The 16,405-nt window shown below is 65.3% G+C and carries 12 protein-coding genes; 6 read left to right on the plus strand and 6 right to left on the minus strand.

The genetic code is table 11. The features are described 5' to 3' along the window. Positions 1–60: 60 nt before the first annotated feature. Positions 61–1,689 (minus strand): methyl-accepting chemotaxis protein, encoded by a 1,629-nt coding sequence (locus HA052_RS09435; RefSeq protein ID WP_166451728.1) that lies wholly within the window; start codon positions 1,687–1,689, stop codon positions 61–63. Between the two features lie 240 nt (positions 1,690–1,929). Between HA052_RS09435 and HA052_RS09440 the strand changes: the two genes are divergently transcribed. From HA052_RS09440 to HA052_RS09450, 3 genes are all read left to right on the plus strand, one after another. After that, positions 1,930–3,165, plus strand: a complete 1,236-nt coding sequence (locus HA052_RS09440) for a TIGR03862 family flavoprotein (protein WP_166451729.1) — start codon at positions 1,930–1,932, stop codon at positions 3,163–3,165. Positions 3,166–3,354: 189 nt separating this feature from the next. After that, the gene (locus tag HA052_RS09445; RefSeq protein ID WP_019100111.1) at positions 3,355–3,567 is read left to right on the plus strand and encodes a sigma factor-like helix-turn-helix DNA-binding protein; all 213 of its coding nucleotides are present in this window, start codon (positions 3,355–3,357) and stop codon (positions 3,565–3,567) included. A 151-nt stretch (positions 3,568–3,718) separates the two neighbouring features. Next, a complete protein-coding gene (locus HA052_RS09450) occupies positions 3,719–5,077 on the plus strand; it encodes an aspartate aminotransferase family protein (protein WP_166451730.1) in 1,359 nt (452 codons plus the stop codon). 154 nt (positions 5,078–5,231) lie between these two features. On the opposite strand, the gene HA052_RS09455 is transcribed toward HA052_RS09450, so the two are convergent. Beyond that, a complete protein-coding gene (locus HA052_RS09455; protein WP_166451731.1) occupies positions 5,232–7,391 on the minus strand; it encodes an HDOD domain-containing protein in 2,160 nt (719 codons plus the stop codon). Positions 7,392–7,599: 208 nt separating this feature from the next. On the opposite strand from HA052_RS09455, the gene cysD reads away from it, so the two are divergent. The 3 genes from cysD to HA052_RS09470 all read left to right on the plus strand — a co-directional run bounded on the left by cysD (position 7,600) and on the right by HA052_RS09470 (position 11,388). Further along, on the plus strand, positions 7,600–8,526 hold the full coding sequence (gene cysD / locus HA052_RS09460) for a sulfate adenylyltransferase subunit CysD (protein ID WP_166451732.1): 927 nt from the start codon (positions 7,600–7,602) through the stop codon (positions 8,524–8,526). Beyond that, positions 8,526–9,962 carry a sulfate adenylyltransferase subunit CysN gene (gene cysN / locus HA052_RS09465; protein WP_166451733.1) on the plus strand — a complete coding sequence of 479 codons (1,437 nt, stop codon included), beginning with the start codon at positions 8,526–8,528 and terminating at the stop codon, positions 9,960–9,962. The genes cysD and cysN overlap by 1 nt, the downstream gene beginning before the upstream one ends. Before the next feature lie 421 nt (positions 9,963–10,383). Further along, positions 10,384–11,388 carry a BMP family lipoprotein gene (locus tag HA052_RS09470; protein WP_166451734.1) on the plus strand — a complete coding sequence of 335 codons (1,005 nt, stop codon included), beginning with the start codon at positions 10,384–10,386 and terminating at the stop codon, positions 11,386–11,388. A 463-nt stretch (positions 11,389–11,851) separates the two neighbouring features. On the opposite strand, the gene HA052_RS09475 is transcribed toward HA052_RS09470, so the two are convergent. The 4 genes from HA052_RS09475 to dhbC are packed head-to-tail and all read right to left on the minus strand — an operon-like array spanning position 11,852 to position 16,348. Next, positions 11,852–12,646, minus strand: a complete 795-nt coding sequence (locus tag HA052_RS09475) for a 2,3-dihydro-2,3-dihydroxybenzoate dehydrogenase (protein ID WP_166451735.1) — start codon at positions 12,644–12,646, stop codon at positions 11,852–11,854. Continuing rightward, entirely contained in the window at positions 12,643–13,524 is an 882-nt protein-coding gene (locus HA052_RS09480; RefSeq protein ID WP_166451736.1) for an isochorismatase family protein, read from the minus strand. Before HA052_RS09480 ends, HA052_RS09475 begins: the two co-directional genes overlap by 4 nt. Beyond that, on the minus strand, positions 13,521–15,167 hold the full coding sequence (locus tag HA052_RS09485; RefSeq protein ID WP_166451737.1) for a (2,3-dihydroxybenzoyl)adenylate synthase: 1,647 nt from the start codon (positions 15,165–15,167) through the stop codon (positions 13,521–13,523). Before HA052_RS09485 ends, HA052_RS09480 begins: the two co-directional genes overlap by 4 nt. Beyond that, on the minus strand, positions 15,164–16,348 hold the full coding sequence (gene dhbC, locus HA052_RS09490; protein ID WP_166451738.1) for an isochorismate synthase DhbC: 1,185 nt from the start codon (positions 16,346–16,348) through the stop codon (positions 15,164–15,166). Before dhbC ends, HA052_RS09485 begins: the two co-directional genes overlap by 4 nt. Positions 16,349–16,405 lie beyond the last annotated feature (57 nt).

Here is a 16,405-nt window from a genome sequence, read left to right on the forward strand (position 1 = left end):
GCTGCGAGTGTAACAGGCCGGCGGCCAACGGCCAAATCGGATGTCCGCCGGCGACGGGATTTATACCGTGAAGCGCGATACTGATTCCGTCAGCCGCTGCGCCAATTGCTCCAGTTGCTCGGCGGCGTTCACGGTCTGGCCGATCTCTTGGTCATTGGTTTGAGCCATCTCGGCGATGGCGTCGATGCTGCCGGTCACGGATTGGCTGGCGGCGCGCTGCTGTTCGGTGACAGCGACGATCTGGCGCAGGCCCTGGCGCACCTCGGCGACGGACTGGTTGGCGGCGTCCAGCACGCGGGACACGCTGTCGGCGGACTGGCGGCTGGCGGTCAGCGAGGACAGGCCGGCGTTGACAGCAGCGCGCACCGCGTCGGTTTTCTGGTTGAGCGCGCCGGTCACCGCGTCGATCTCGCTGGCGGAGCGGGCCGATTTCTCAGCCAGCTTGCGCACCTCGTCGGCCACCACCGCGAAACCGCGGCCTTGCTCGCCGGCGCGCGCGGCCTCGATCGCCGCGTTCAAGGCCAGCAGATTGGTCTGTTCGGCGATTTCGCGCACTTCCTTGGTCATATTGGTGATGCTGGAGGTGGAGCTGGCCAGCTCGGTTTCCGCCTGCGCCATCAGCCGCACCGCTTGCTCCGCCTGGCTGATTTCGAGCTGAAGCTGGCTGAGGCTGGTACGGCCGTCCTCGGAGCGCTGCAGGCTCTGGTCGGCTTCGGCGCTGACATCCTCCGCCTTGCCGGCGATTTCACCGATATGGCTGGCCAGTTGCTCCACCGCGTCGGCCGCGGATTGGGATTGACGGTTTTGCTTGTGGGAGCTTTCGGCCAGGTGGGCGGCGCCGTCGGCCAACTGGCGCGAGGACTGCGACACCGCGCCGGCGGAGGCGCCGACATGGCGCACCAGCTCCGCGATGGCGGCCAGCATCTGGTTGAAGCGCTGCGCGGTATCGCCGATTTCGTCGCGGCTGCGCACCGGCAGCCGCCGCGTCAGATCGCCTTCGCCCTGGGCCAACTCCGCGAGGCCGGTCGACATCGCCTGCAGCGGCCGGGTGACGAGGCGGCGCGCCAACAGGAAGACCACCGCCATCAGGGGCAGGGAAGCCAGGATGGCGAACAGAATGCTCTGATCGCGGAAACGGCTGACCGAGGCGTAAGGCTTTTCCAGAGAGACGCGCATGCTGACCACGCCCAGCGGCGTCTTGTCCGCCACCTGGTGGCACATCATGCAGTTTTTGCCCAGATAGTTGCGAGAGGCCAGCGCCGGATAGACCACGCGCAGATGTTCGCCCAGCGCCGGGGTGGATTCAATCTGGATATGGGGTTTGCCGTCGCGCAAGGCCTGTTGCTCCACCGTGTCGCCGCTCAGATTCTTGTCGCCGGCGTTGCCGGGGCCGAACTGTTTGCTGACGGCCGGGCCGCGGATCACGCGCAGGTCGCGCACCGCGGAGAGTTCCTTGATCTGGTCCAGAAAAACGTCGCGCTGGCCCACAGTGCCGGTAATCATCATGCCGGTGAGTCCGGCCATGGTCATTTCGTTCATGCTGTGGGCCAGGTCTTGCGCCTGCTCCACTGCGATGTCGCGGCTGACGCTGGTTTCCCAGGCAATCAGCCCGCTCCAGGCCAGTACCAGACAGCACCATACCGCCATGGTCAGTTTCAGCCAGATCGGCCAATCGGAAAATTTGCGCATGCGTGTGCGGACGGCGGGTCCGTTCTCCTGGTGTGTTTGTAGAATCGTGCGATTGCCGCTATAGGTTTATTGAAATGGGTCGCAGCGCGATGGTAGTGATTTGATGACGTAGGAATGTTGGTTTAAATCAAACTTATAGTTAAAACGATTAGGCTTGGGTTTGAGGCGGTTTTCTGTGAAAATCCCGCCCTCGCCGCAGTTGGGCATCTTCATCACCATGGATTTTAAGGAGCGCAGTATATGGGTGACACAAGCGGACGCCGCGTAGCCATCATCGGCGGCGGACCGGCCGGCCTGGCCGCCGCCGAGCAACTGGCGGCGGCGGGCGTGCGGGTCGATGTCTACGACGCAATGCCGTCGGTCGGCCGCAAATTCCTGCTGGCCGGCGTGGGCGGCATGAACATCACCCATTCCGAACCCCACGCCAGCTTTGTGCAGCGCTACGGCGCGCACAGCGCCGAGCTGCGGCCGATGCTGGACGTATTCAACGGCGAACATGTGCGGGCCTGGGTGCACGGCCTGGGCATAGAAACCTTCATCGGCAGTTCCGGCAAGGTGTTTCCCAAGGAAATGAAGGCGGCGCCGCTGCTGCGCTCCTGGCTGACGCGGCTGCGCGAGGCGGGGGTGAGCTTCCATGTGCGTCACCGTTTTCTGGGCTGGGACGAGCGCGGCCGCCTGCGGTTGTCCGCGCCGGACGGCGAACGCTTGGCCGAGGCCGACGCCGTGGTGCTGGCCATGGGCGGCGGCAGCTGGCGCAAGCTGGGTTCGGACGGCAGCTGGGCGGCGATGCTGCGCGAGCGCGGCGTGGAGGTATCCAAGCTGCAGCCGTCCAACTGCGGTTTCGACGCCGGCTGGAGCGAGTATTTCGCCGACAAGTTCGCCGGCGCGCCGTTGAAATCGGTGACCTTGCAGTTCCATCCGGCCATCGGTCACCCGTTCAGCCGCCGCGGCGAGTTCGTCATCACCGCCGGCGGCGTGGAGGGCAATTTGATTTACGCCTGCTCCGGCGCCATCCGCGACGAAATCGCGCGCAGCGGCGCGGCCTTGTGTTATCTGGACCTGATGCCGGACTGGAGCTTGCAGCGCATCCTGGGCGAAGTGGCGCGGCCGCGGGGTTCGCGCTCGATGTCCAGCCATTTGCAAAGCCGACTGGGCCTGAAGGGCGTGCGCATGGGCTTGTTGCGCGAATGCCTGGACAAGGAGGTTTTCAACGACCCGGCCAAGCTGGCCGAGGGCATCAAGGCGCTGCCTTTGCGCTTGTTGGCGCCGAGGCCGTTGGACGAGGCGATCAGCACCGCAGGCGGCGTGACTTTCGGCGCGTTGGACGACAACCTGATGTTGCAGGCGATGCCGGGCGTGTTCTGCGCCGGCGAGATGCTGGACTGGGAAGCGCCCACCGGCGGTTATTTGCTGACCGCCTGCTTTTCCACCGGGCGCGCCGCCGCGGGCGGGGTGCTGCGCTGGATGCAGGTTTGAGGCCTGTTGCGTTCACGCCAGCGCAATAGGCGGCGACTGCGTGTTTCTACGGAGCGCTACCTGCATTTTTTTTGCAAGCCTCTATACTGGTAATGTCGCGCGAAACGCGCGGCCACGTCGTTGTCGAGAAAGCCGCCCACTGCATGGATTGTCATGATGCGAAGGCGAACGCCTGAGGAGAACAGCGCGATGAAGCTTGACGATTTCAACCAGGTGGCCGATTTGATCGGCCTGAAAAAACGTTCACGCGAAGCGGTGTGGCTGATGGAAGTGGAGGGCATGACAGGCTACTTCGCCGCCCAGCAAATGGACATCAGCGAATCCACCGTGTCCCGCGCGCACAGCCGCTTTCGCCGCGCGCTGCAAAAAATCAACTCGCTGGCGGGCCATCTGCCCTTGTAAAGCCCGCCGTCAAGGCGAAGACGAAGCCCGGTCTTGGCCGGGCTTCGTCGCGTTCGGGCTGTTCCTTGTGCCGGGCGGCCTTAGCGACGCCGCCGCTGTTCACTGCATCTGGATATACTGACGCGCAGTCTTCCCCTCCAAGGAGAGCTTCATGGCTTTGCGTCACGGCGTCGATTTCGACAAGGCCCAGGCCTTGCACCGGCAGGAACTGGCGATGTTTTCCGAGCGGCGTCCGCGCTCGCGACAGTTGTCCGCCGCCGGCGGCGAGCATTTGCTGTTCGGCGCGCCTTTGCACTGGATGGCGGACTGGTCCACCCCGTTCCATCTCTACGTGGAAGAGGCTCGTGGCGCGCGGCTGCGCGACGTGGACGGCCATGAATACCTGGATTTCTGCCTGGGCGACACCGGCGCGATGTTCGGCCATTCGCCTGCGCCGGTGGCGCGCGCCATCGCCGATCAGGCTGCGCGTGGCCTGACCGCCATGTTGCCGTCGCCGGATGCAGTGTGGGTGGCGGAGGAGCTGGCGCGGCGTTTCGGTTTGTCGCATTGGCAATTCGCCCTCAGCGCCAGCGACGCCAATCGCTTCGCGCTGCGCTGGCTGCGCGCCGCCAGCGGTCGGGACCAGATCATCGTGTTCAACGGCTGTTATCACGGCACGGTGGACGACGCCTTCGTCGATCTGGTCGACGGCCGGCCCAGGGCGCGCGCCAGTCTACTGGGGCAGGCGCATGATCCGGCTGCGCATACCCGGGTGGTGGAGTTCAACGATCTGGAGGCGCTGGAACGGGCCTTGAGCGATGAGCGGGCGGCCTGCGTGTTGGCCGAGCCGGTGATGACCAATATCGGCATGGTATTGCCGGAGCCGGGCTTTTGGAGCGCGGCTCAGGATTTGATCCGCCGCTACGGCAGTTATCTGCTCTTGGACGAAACCCATACCATCAGCAGCGGGCCGGGCGGTTACGGCGCGGCTTACGGTCTGAAGCCGGACGCGCTGGTGCTGGGCAAGCCGCTGGGCGGCGGCCTGCCGTGCGCGGTTTACGGGTTCAGCGCGGAGCTGGCGGAGCGGGCGCAACGCGCCAAGCGCGCCGCCGCGCCAGGTCATTCCGGCATCGGCACCACGCTGAGCGGCAATATGCTGGCCGCGGCGGCGATGCGCGCCAATCTGGCTGAGGTGATGAGCGACGCTGCCTATCAGCGGATGTTCGCGCTGGCCCAGCACCTGGCGGATGGTTTGCAGGACTGGATAGAACGCTGGCGGCTGCCGTGGTGCGTGAGCCGCGTCGGCGCGCGCTGCGAGTTCCAGTTTTCCCCGCGCCCGCCGCGCAACGGCGGCGAGGCGGGCGCAATGCAGGATGAGGCGCTGGAGCGGGTGATCCATCTTTACCTGCTCAACCGCGGTTTCCTGATCACGCCCTTCCACAATATGTTGCTGCTGTGTCCGGACACCGAGTTCGCCGATGTTGACCGCTTGCTGGAGGCCCTGGACGGTTTCGCCGGCGAGGTGGTTTAGAACCTGTTCAAAGTCTGCTGCGCTTGGTGAGGCGTCGCACGGTGAGTACCAGCTCAAAATGCTCATGTACCACGTGTACATTCCGCTTTCTCGCTTCGTTTTCGCCTTGTCGCACCCTTGCTCGCGAGACTTTGAACAGACTATTAGAGCCTGTTCACGATCTCGCGGGCTGCTGGCGGATGGCCAGCAAGGCCTGATTGCGCAGCGTCTTCAGCAGGCTGAGCTGCTCCGGCGCGATGGCCAGCGATCCCGCTTGGCGACGGTCGCCGTAAAGTATGCCCAGCTTGCGCTTGTCCAAGGACAGCGGCAGCAAGACGAAGGTATGGGCCACGCTCATCTGGCGATACCAGGCCGGGATGTGCTGGGCGATGGCCGGCGCGTCGATATCGTCTATCAGCATGTCGGCGTTGCGCTCCAGCGCCTTGCGGAACAGGCTGTCGCCGCTGTCGATGTCGGCGCGCAGCGCCGGCAGCAGCAAGTCCACCTTTTCGCCGAAACCGAAGCGGGCTTGCAGCGGCAGGTCGGTCCCGCTGCGCGCGCAGATCAGCGCGTGGTCGAAGCCCAGTCCGCGGTACATGGTTTCCAGAATGATGCGCAGCAGGTCGTTGAGCTTGTAATCGCCCAGCAGGGTGTTGGTGATGTCCTGCACGCCAGCGGACAGCACGGCGATCCGGCCGGCGGAGCCGGCGGTGGCTTGTAGCCGGGTGGGATCCTGCGCCGGTGGCTGGGGTGCGCTGGCGGCGGGCGGCGGCGCGCTCTTGTTTAGCCTGGCCTGGCGCAAGGCCTGCGAACGCGGCCCTTGACCGGCCTCCGGCCCCAGTTCCGCCAGATAGGCGGAGAGCAGGGCCTGCGCCTGCGCCAACTGGTGCTCCAGCGGCGCCCACTCCAGCGCCAGCGCCCGGCTGTAGCGTTGCAGCAGCTTGCGGCTGGCGTCGGTTTGATCGATGCCGCTCTGGGTCAGCTGGCAAACCAGTTCGCGGCACAGCGAGCTTAAGGCCTTCATCCGCATCTCGCCGGTTTGCGGCTGACGCACTGAGCCGGCCGGCATCGGTTCCATGCCGGTCAGAATCCGTTCCGGAAAACGCCACAGCGCGGCGGTGGCGGCGCCCAGGTCGGCGTAATGGGCGCCCAGCGTCTGGTGCGCGGCCTGGTCGATGCCGGCGCCGGCGGCGATCAGCGCCTGAATTTGCCGATACTCGTCGCGGAAGTAATTGACGCATAGCAGTTCGCCCAGGTTTTGCAGCATGCCGCAGATCAAGGCTTCTTCCGCCTCGCGCACGCCGCAGGCCGGCGCCAGCGTGCGCGCGAGCAGGCCGGTGAACAGGGTTTTGATCGCCACGTCGCGGATCTCGTCGGCATGGGCGCGGTTGTGCAGGTGTTCGAACAGCAGCAGGCTGAGAGCCAGATTGCGTATGGTGTCGAAGCCGAGGATCACGATGGCGCGCGAGATGGTGCTGACCGCGCCGCCGTACTGGCTGAAATTGGCGGAGTTCACCACTTTCAGCAGCTTATTGGTCAGCGACACGTCCTTGAGAATGGCGCTGGACAGCGCCTGCAGCCGCTCGCTGTCGGCGTTGTTGCTCTTGTTGATGGCGGCGATTGCCTGCGACAGCGCCGGGAAGTCCGGCGCGTGGCGCATGCGTTGCAGCAGGTGGTCCAGCGCGGCGCGGCCGCCTTCCTGGCGATTAAAGCGCTGATGGCGGGCCAGCCAGTCTTGCAGACCGGCCAGCGCGCGGCGGCAGGCGCCGGCGTCGGCCGCCGGATCGCGCAGCGCGGCCAGCCATTGCTCCAACTCCGGGTCACACTCCCGTTCCGGCGCGCCGGCGCTGATCAGCCAGCGCAGCAATTGCTCGGCCTGCAGCAGTTCCTGACGCAACCGTTCCGGGTTCAAGGCCTGGCAAGCGTGTTCGCCCAGCAGCGCGATGCGTTGATGAATGTCGGCCAATACGGTTTCGGGGTAGAGCCGCCCCAGGCATTTCCCGCTGGCGTGCAGGTGGATCAGCGGCTCTAGGATGTCACAAGCCAGGCCGATGCGTTCGGCCAGCGGCAGCGCCTGCAGCGTTTTCAGGCGCAAGGGCTGCAAGGTGTCCTGCCGATAGACGGCGTAGTGCTTGTCGCCGAGGCGGGCCTGGCCCTGCCAGGCTTGCAGCAAAGGATGGCGGAAGGCCGGGCGCGGCGGCGCGTCCGGCAACTCCGACTCGGATTCCATCAGCGCCAGCGACGCGCCGTCGCGGTTGACCAGCAGCAGCGACAGGCCGTCCGGGCAGTGCAGCGTGGCGATGATTTGGTATTCCGGCTCTGCGGCGGCGCTCATCGCTGTCTCCGTGCGGCTTGCGTGTTTGTACTAATGTAGACAGTTATTGGAGCGCGAGCCGAAGATTCCACAGCGCTTGGCTGGGTGTTCATATTGCCCTTTGGACTAATTGTTGATTTGCTAAGAGCATATTGATATAACCCATCGGTTTTGATGCGCCGATGCGCTTTCGGTAGATTTGAACGCATCTACAGGATGGGCAGGAAGCATGGACATCGGTCATCAGAGGCTGACTCACCTCAAGCAGTTGGAAGCGGAGTCTATCCACATCATTCGCGAAGTGGCCGCGGAATTCGAAAACCCGGTAATGCTGTATTCGATAGGCAAGGATTCGGCGGTGATGCTGCATCTGGCCAAGAAGGCTTTTGCGCCGGGCAAGCCGCCGTTCCCCTTGATGCACGTGGATACCACCTGGAAGTTCAAGGAAATGATCGCGCTGCGCGACAAGCAGGCGCGCGAATACGGCTGGGACCTGATCGTCCACGTCAACCAGGACGGCGTGGACGCCGGCATCAACCCGTTCACCGCAGGCAGCGCCAAGCACACCGATGTGATGAAGACCGAGGGCCTGAAGCAGGCCTTGAATAAATACGGGTTTGATGCGGCTTTTGGTGGCGCGCGCCGCGACGAGGAAAAGAGCCGCGCCAAGGAGCGGGTCTACTCCTTCCGCGACCGCAACCACCGTTGGGATCCGAAGAACCAGCGCCCGGAACTCTGGAACATCTACAACAGCAAGATAGACAAGGGCGAGAGCATACGGGTGTTTCCGCTGTCCAACTGGACCGAGCTGGACATCTGGCAATACATCTTCCTGGAAAACATCGAGATCGTGCCGCTGTACTTCGCCGCCGAACGGCCGGTGATCGAGCGCGACGGCACGCTGATCATGATAGACGATGAGCGGATACTGGAATATCTGAGCCCGGAAGAGAAGGCCGGCATCGAAACCAGACCGGTTCGCTTCCGCACCCTGGGCTGTTATCCGCTGACCGGCGCGGTGGAATCGCAGGCGGCCACGCTGCCGGACATCATTCAGGAGATGTTGCTGACCCGCACCTCCGAGCGTCAGGGCCGGGTGATAGACCACGACAGCGCCGGTTCGATGGAAAAGAAAAAGATGGAAGGATATTTCTGATGACTCACCAATCCGATCTGATCGCCGGCGACATCCTGGAATACCTGCGCCAGCACGAAAACAAGGATCTGCTGCGCTTCATCACCTGTGGCAACGTCGACGACGGCAAATCGACCCTGATAGGCCGGCTGCTGCACGATTCCAAGCTGATCTTCGAGGATCAACTGGCGGCGATAGAGCGCGACTCCAAGAAATACAACACCACCGATCAGGAGATAGACCTGGCCTTGCTGGTGGATGGTTTGCAGGCGGAGCGCGAGCAGGGCATCACCATCGACGTCGCCTACCGCTATTTCAGCACCGACAAGCGCAAATTCATCATCGCCGACTGCCCGGGCCACGAGCAGTACACCCGCAATATGGCCACCGGCGCGTCCACCAGCAATCTGGCCATCATCCTGATCGACGCGCGGCGCGGGGTGCAGACCCAGACCCGACGTCACAGCTTCATCGTCAGCCTATTGGGCATTCGTCATGTGATTGTGGCGGTGAACAAGATGGATCTGGTGGATTACGACCCGGCGGTATTCGAGCGCATCCGTGATGAGTACCAGGTCTTCGCCGAGGGCCTGGCGATTCCGGATATCCGCTTCGTGCCGATTTCCGCGCTGCGCGGCGACAATGTGGTTAGCCGTGGAGAGGGCGCTCCCTGGTACCAGGGGCCGACGCTGATGCAGTTGCTGGAAACGGTGGAAGTGAGCAGCGACGTGGCGCTGGAAGCCTTCCGTCTGCCGGTGCAGTACGTGAACCGGCCCAATCTGGACTTCCGCGGCTTCTGCGGCACCATCGCCGCCGGCGAGATCCGCCCGGGCGACGAGGTGCTGGCGCTGCCGTCCGGCCGCCGCAGCAAGGTCAAGGCCGTGGTGGCGTATGAGGGAGAACTGGCTGCGGCCGGCGCCGGCGAGGCGATCACGCTGACGCTGGAGGACGAGATCGACGTGTCGCGCGGCGATATGCTGGTGCGAGCCGACCAGCCGCCGGCGGCGGTGGCGTCCAGTCTGGACGCGCATCTGGTGTGGATGCAGGACGCACCCTTGCGCGCCGGCAAGGAGTACGGCTTCAAGCTGGCCGGCAAATTCGTCACCGGCCGGGTGGAGGTCATCCTGCACCAAGTGGACGTCAACACGCTGGAGCAGAAGCCGGCCGAGGCGCTGCACCTGAACGAGATCGCGTTGTGCCGCATCAGCCTGAACGCGCCGGCGGTGATAGACGCCTACGCCGCCTGTCGCGGCACCGGCAGCTTCATCGTGATAGACCGGCTGAGCAACGCCACCGCCGGCGCCGGCATGATCACGGCGGCCGGAGCGGAGGAGACGGCCGCGCCGCAAGACGAATTGCAGCGCTTGCGCGCCTTCGAGCTGGAGTTGAACGCCCTGGTGCGCAAATACTTCCCGCACTGGGAAGCCAAGGACATCGGCCAGCTGTTTCCGCGCTGAGCGGGTGTTGAGCGTTGCCGACGGCCCGTCGCTCTAGTTTTCTGAGCTTGTTCAAAGTCTAGCGAGCCAGAGCGGGACAAGGTGTCGCGGCCGAGAAAGCGGAATGTACGTTTGGTATATGAGCATTTCGAAGCCGCACTCACCGTGCGGCCTCTCATACGGCGGGCTGTCCGTTTTTCGACCTGTTGTTGCAGGATTCGGCCACGCCGGTTTACAGCCGGCGGCGGGCTGCCTACAATCCGGCAGCTTCAATTGGCGCGTTGTATCCGCTGCGGTTCGCAGCGGCGTGGTTCTGTTTCGTCCCGTCTGCTCCGGCAGCCGCGGTCCACTCGGTTTCCCCCTCCGTCTTTCGCTTGAAGCGCCGGCAACGCCGCCCGCGGCGCTGTCGCATCGCCTGTAATCCACATAGAAAAGATAAAACATGACGTTTGCGCTGAAACACATCGCAGGCGCAACCGCTGCCATCTTGCTGGCAGGCCCGGTTGCAGCCAAGGATTTCACTGTCGCCGTGATCTACGATCAGGCGGGCAAGTTCGACAAGAGCTTCAATGAAGCGGCATTCAACGGCGCCGAACGTTTCAAGAAAGAATTCCACATCAACTACCGCGAAGGCCAGGTCAGCAACGACGCTCAGAAAGAGCAGATGCTGCGCAATATGGCGCGCAAGGGCGCCGACCTGGTGGTGGCGGTGGGCTTCGCCTATACCCAGTCCATCGAGACGGTGGCCAAGGAATTCCCCAAGGTGAAGTTCACCCTGGTGGATTCGGTGGCCAAGGGCCCGAATGTGCAGAGCATCGCCTTCAAGGAACAGGAAGGCTCCTTCCTGGTGGGCATGGCCGCCGCGCTCAAGTCCAAGAGCGGCAAGGTGGGCTATCTGGGCGGCATGGACGTGCCGCTGATCCGCGCCTTTGGCTGCGGTTACGCCCAGGGCGCCAAGTACGCCAATCCCAAGGCGGTGGTGATGCAGAACATGATAGGCACCACCCACGCCGCCTTCAACGACCCGGCGCGCGGCGGGGAGTTGGCCAAGAGCCAGTTCGATCGCGGCGTGGACGTGGTGTTCGCCGCGGCGGCGCTGTCCAATATGGGCGTGATCCAGGCGGCCAAGGGCGCCAAGAAGTTCTATATCGGCGTGGACAGCAATCAGAACTATCTGCAGCCGGGCGTAGTGCTGACCTCCATGGTCAAGCGCGTGGACAACGCGGTGTACGAAACCATGCGCGACGCCAAGAACGGCGTGTGGAAGCCGGACGTCAAGCTGATGGGCCTGAAGGAAAACGGCGTGGACTGGGCGCTGGACCAGCACAACCGTTCGCTGATCACGCCTGAGATGGAGAAGAAGATTCTGCAGGCGCGCAAGGACATCGTCAGCGGCAAGATCAAGGTGGTGGATTACCGCGCCGCCAATCGCTGTCCGGTGAACTGATCCGCCGGAGCCGCGCCGCGCTTGGCGCGGCGACGTGACAACGGGCAAGACCTTTTGGTTTTGCCCGTTTTTCTTTGCGGATCGTGAATTAGGTGTGTAAGAACCTATTCATAATCTTTTTTAGTGCGTTGAGGCTTTGTTGGCTAAATAGGAAACCACGTATCCGATGCACCCGGATCCCTTCAAGCCTGCCGACGGGTGGCAGGCCCGAGGTCTTAAGCGGCTGCCCTGTTTGAGCGATTTGACGCTAGCAAATCGCGAGTTCAGCCGCGCCTCGGGCCTGACGGGCCCTGGCGGGAAGCCGCAGGCCAGGCTTGCAGGGCGGCCTTTAGGGTAAAGGGAGATTTGGCCGCGCAAATCTCCCTTTCCGTTCGCCGGGCGGAACCGGCCCTAAATCATCATCCGCGCAGCGGATTCAATGCTTGGAGGTAATGGTCCCATTCGGAAAGACGTAGACCATCCCTCAGATCCCCAGCGTCGCGCCGCCGTCCACGTACAGATTATGCAGCGTGATGTGGCGCGCCTGATCCGACAGCAGGAACAGCGCGGCATTGGCCACATCCTGCGGCGCGGCGATGCGTTGCAGCGGGATGCCGGTGCGGTACTGCTCCAGCGAGCCTTGCAGAATGGCCGGCGGGATGGCGTCGTCGCTCCACAGCTGGCGCTGCATCGCGGTGTCGGTGGAGCCGGGCGACACGATGTTGCAACGCACGCCGAATTCGGCCAGCTCCAGGCCCAGGCATTTGCTGAACTGGGTGGTGGCGGCCTTGGACGCGGCGTAGGCCGCCATCTGGGTGCGCGGCACTTCGGCGGCGTTGGAGCCCACGGTGACGATGCCGCCCTGGCGGCGCGCCTGCATGCGCCGCGCCACCGCGCGGCTGAGGAAGAACACACCGTGGGTGTTGACGGCGAAACTTTGCAGCCAGTCCTCGTCACTGAGCTGTTCCACCGTGCCCAGGCGCAGCACGCCGGCGACATTGGCCAGCATGTCGATGGCGCCGATCTCGTCTTCGATGCGGGCCACCGCTTGCTCCACCGCCGCGCCGTCGCGGATGTCCAGCGGCAGCGGGATGATGCGGCCGTCGGCGTGGGCCGGCGTATGCAGCGCCAGTTGCTGCAGGCCGTCGGCGCGCAGGTCCAGCGCCGCCACGCGGCAGCCCTGGTCCGCCAGCGAGCGCGCCAGCGCCGCGCCTATGCCCTGGGCCGCGCCGCTGACCACGGCCAGCCGGCCGTGGAATTCCGGGTAGCTGGCGCTCATGCGGCGGCCCCGTCCAGCTGGCGCGCCAGCAGCGCCTGCCAGGCGTTGACGGTGGGTTGTTGAGCCAGTTCGATGAAGTCGATTTCCGCGCCCAGCGCGCGCCATTGTTCCAGCAAGCTCATCAGGCGGATGGAGTCCAGGCCCCAGTCCAGCAGATTGTCGTCCAGGCCGATGTCGCTGGCCGGCTGCTGCAGCAGCTCGGCGATGGCGGCGCGCAGCGCTTCCGCGCTGGGCGCGGCGCTGACCGGAGCGGCCAGCTGGCCTAGCAGGCGCTGGCTGTCCAGGGTCACGCCGCAGCGCTGTGCCACGTATTCCAGCGCCATCGCGTGGCGATCGGCGGAGAAGTCGGCCAGGCCGTCGGCGACGAAGAAAGGCTGGATGTCGTACATGAAGGCGTCCAGCGCGGTGCTCATGCAGCCGATGTGGGCGTAGATGCCGCAGATGATCAGCTGATCGCGGCCTTGCTGGCGCAGCAGGTTGAGGAAGGGCGAGCGCTGGAAGGCGCTATAGCGCCACTTGGTCAGCACGGTGTCGTCGCCGGCCGGGCTCAGGCTGGCCACGATGGGGTGGCGTTCAGGGCGCGCCGGCAGGCCGGGGCCCCACATATCGTTGAGCAGGCCGCGGTCGCTGTCGGCCTGTTCCGCCGGCTGGGCGGTGTAGAACACCGGGATGTTCTGCTCGCGGCAGCGCGCGCGGATGGCGGCGATATTGCGCAGCGCGGTGGCTACCGGCTCGGCCTCGCGGTCATAGAAATCCAGGAAGTATTCCTGCATGTCGTGGATCAGCAGCGCGGCGCGCTGCGGCGCCACCGTCCAGTTGACGCGGTTGTCCGGCAGTTGGGACGGAATGGCGTAGGGGGCGATGCGGGGAATGCTCATGCTTGTGACCTTTGGGTGGGCTGCGCGGCCAGTTTCTGTTCCAGCATCTGGCGCAGGGTTTTCTTGCTGACCTTGCCGACGCTGGTTTGCGGCAGGGTGTCGACCAGCTCCAGCCGGTCCGGAATCTTGTAGGCGGCGAGGCCGCGCTCGCGCAGGAAGGCGGCCACTTGGGGCAGGCGGATCGCCTGCTGCTCGCGCGGGATGATGAAGGCGCAGGAACGCTCGCCCAGATAGGGATCGCTCATGGCCACGATGGCGACGTCGCGGACCAGCGGGTGGGCCAGCAGGTGGTTTTCCACTTCCTCGGCGGAGATTTTCTCGCCGCCGCGGTTGATCTGGTCCTTGGCGCGGCCTTCCACCGTCAGATAGCCGTCGGCGTTCATGCTCACCAGGTCGCCGGTGCGGTAGAAGCCGTCGGCGGTGAAGGCGCGCTGATTGTGGTCGGCGGCCCGCCAGTAGCCGCGGATGGTGTAAGGGCCGCGCGTCAGCAGGTGGCCGACTTCGCCCGGCGCCACCGGCTGGTCCTCGTCGTCGACGATGCGCACTTCGTCGTCGGCGCTGATCGGCCGGCCTTGTGTGTTCAGCACCTGTTCCGGGCCGTCGTCCAGCCGGGTGTAGTTGACCAGGCCTTCGGCCATGCCGAAGACCTGCTGCAGCTTGCAGCCGAGCGCGGGCTCGACGCGGGCGGCGAGCTCGGGGCCGAACTTGGCGCCGCCCACTTGCAGCAGGCGCAGGCTGGCCAGCTTGCTCGGCTGCTTGGCGGCGGCGTCCAGCCACAGCGGCACGAGCGGCGGCACTAGCGCGGCGATGGTGACGGCCTCGGTCTCAATCAGCTTGAAGGATTCGTCGACGCTGGGGCCGGAAGCGAGCACCACGGTGCCGCCGGCGTGGAAGACGCCGAAGCTGCCGGGCGAACTCATCGGGAAGTTGTGGCCGGCCGGCAGCACGCACAGATAGACGCTGTCGCGGCTCAGGCCGCAGATTTCGGCGCTGGCGGCGAAGCTGTACAGATAGTCGTCATGGGTGCGCGGAATCAGCTTGGGCACGCCGGTGCTGCCGCCGGAGAGCTGGAAGAAGGCCAGGCCGCTGGGGTCCGGCTCCGCCGGCAAGGGCTGGTCCATCAGGTAGAGGCTGTTGAGCGGGGTGTAGTCGCCGGCGTCGCCGGCCACGATCACCTGCTGCAGCGAGGGCGCCAGCGGCAGCAGCTCGGCCGCCAGCGCGCGGTAGTCGAAGCCGGCGTGCTGGTCGGCGCAGATATAGACCGCGGCGTCGGTGTGCTGGCAGAAGTAGGACACTTCGGCGCGGCGATGCGCCGGCAAAGCGAACACCGGCAGCATGCCGAGGCGGAACAGCGCGAAGGCGACGATGAAGAATTCGGCGCAATTGGGCAGCTGCACCACGGCGCGCTGGCCGGGACGCAGGCCGCGGGCGTACAGGCCGGCGGCCAGGCGCTCGGCGTAGAGCTTGAGCTCGCGGTAGTTCAGCCGCTGCTTGCCGGCCACCAGCGCCAGTTTTTCCGGCTGTTGCTCGGCCTGGGCCGCCAGCATGGAAAACAGGGTTTGGCCTTGCCAATAACCGGCCTCGCGGTAGCGGCGGGCGAAGTCTTCAGGCCACGGCGTCCAGTCTAGTTGTTGCTCGCTCATGCAGCCTCCGCCAGGTCGGCCAGGCCCATTGCGCGCAGCATGGTGCGGAATTTGGCCGCGGTTTCGGCCAATTCGCTTTCCGGCAGCGAGCCGGTGACGATGCCGGCGCCGGCGAACAGGCGCAGCGTGCGTTCGGCGATTTCGGCGCAGCGGATGGTGACCGCCCATTCGCCGTCGCCCTTGCCGTCGCACCAGCCCACCATGCCGGTGAAGAAGCCGCGGTCGAAGGGTTCGATCTCGCGGATCAGGCTGCGCGCCGGGTCGGCCGGGAAACCGCACACCGCCGGGGTGGGGTGCAGCGCGCGCGCCAGTTCGAAGGAGCCCACCGCCGGATCGATTAGCTCGCCGCTGATGCGGGTGGACAGATGCCACATGGTGGCGGTGGAGACCAGGGACGGGCCGGCCGGCACTTGCAGATCGCGGCAGTACGGCGCCAGCGCCTCGACCACGGCGTCGATCACGAGCTTGTGCTCGAACAAGTCCTTGCCGGACTCCAGCAGCGCGTCGGCGCGGCGGCGGTCTTCCGCCGGGTCCGGGCTGCGCGCGGCGGAGCCGGCCAGCGGATTGGTGATCACTTGCCGGCCGTAGCGCGCCAGCAGCAGTTCCGGGCTGGCGCCCATCAGCGCGCGGCGCGGCGCGCCGTCTTCGCTCAGCTGCACGGCGAAGGTGTAGCCGTGTTGGTTCTGGCTGGCCAGATTGAGCAGCAATTGACGCTGGTCTATGGCCTGCTTGGCGGAAAGTTCTAAGGTGCGCGACAGCACCACCTTGTCCAGCGCGCCGCTGCCGATGCGGGCCAGCGCGTCGCTGACGCCCTGGCAGTAAGCGGCCGGGGCCGGCTGTGGCGTCAATTGGCAATCGGCTTGCAAGGGCTGGCGCAGGGCGCTGCGCTGTTCCTGACGCAGCGCGTCGGCGCGGCGCACTTGTTGCGGCACGAACAACCACGGCTGTTGTTCCGGCATGAAGGGGATGGCGCCGACGACCACGGCCTGAGCCGGGTCCGGCTGGGCGGCCAGCGCGGCGGCGATGGCGGCGCTGGGATCGGTGTCGGTGATCACTTGCTGGATGCCTTCGGCCAGCAGGGTGTGGCATGGCGAGGCGAAGAAGAAGGCGGAATCGGCCTGGTAGGCGGCCAACAGATTGTGTTCGCCGCTATAGGCTGGGTCGAGTGAGGTTTGGTTCATCGCTATTCCTGAGTCCACTGGGTAGGTGGGGGATGGCTCGTCTGAGCGTCGAGGGCG

The organism is Chromobacterium fluminis, assembly GCF_011602385.1.
In the GTDB taxonomy this organism is placed as follows: Bacteria; Pseudomonadota; Gammaproteobacteria; order Burkholderiales; family Chromobacteriaceae; genus Chromobacterium; species Chromobacterium fluminis.

Bases quoted from the DNA above. Each gene is read 5' to 3' on its own strand.
- HA052_RS09435 (WP_166451728.1), bottom strand. From the start codon at position 1,689: ATGCGCAAATTTTCCGATTGGCCGATCTGGCTGAAACTGACCATGGCG.
- HA052_RS09440 (WP_166451729.1), top strand. From the start codon at position 1,930: ATGGGTGACACAAGCGGACGCCGCGTAGCCATCATCGGCGGCGGACCG.
- cysN (WP_166451733.1), top strand. From the start codon at position 8,526: ATGACTCACCAATCCGATCTGATCGCCGGCGACATCCTGGAATACCTG.
- dhbC (WP_166451738.1), bottom strand. From the start codon at position 16,348: ATGAACCAAACCTCACTCGACCCAGCCTATAGCGGCGAACACAATCTG.
- HA052_RS09445 (WP_019100111.1), top strand. From the start codon at position 3,355: ATGAAGCTTGACGATTTCAACCAGGTGGCCGATTTGATCGGCCTGAAA.
- HA052_RS09450 (WP_166451730.1), top strand. From the start codon at position 3,719: ATGGCTTTGCGTCACGGCGTCGATTTCGACAAGGCCCAGGCCTTGCAC.
- HA052_RS09485 (WP_166451737.1), bottom strand. From the start codon at position 15,167: ATGAGCGAGCAACAACTAGACTGGACGCCGTGGCCTGAAGACTTCGCC.
- HA052_RS09475 (WP_166451735.1), bottom strand. From the start codon at position 12,646: ATGAGCGCCAGCTACCCGGAATTCCACGGCCGGCTGGCCGTGGTCAGC.
- HA052_RS09470 (WP_166451734.1), top strand. From the start codon at position 10,384: ATGACGTTTGCGCTGAAACACATCGCAGGCGCAACCGCTGCCATCTTG.
- HA052_RS09455 (WP_166451731.1), bottom strand. From the start codon at position 7,391: ATGAGCGCCGCCGCAGAGCCGGAATACCAAATCATCGCCACGCTGCAC.
- HA052_RS09480 (WP_166451736.1), bottom strand. From the start codon at position 13,524: ATGAGCATTCCCCGCATCGCCCCCTACGCCATTCCGTCCCAACTGCCG.
- cysD (WP_166451732.1), top strand. From the start codon at position 7,600: ATGGACATCGGTCATCAGAGGCTGACTCACCTCAAGCAGTTGGAAGCG.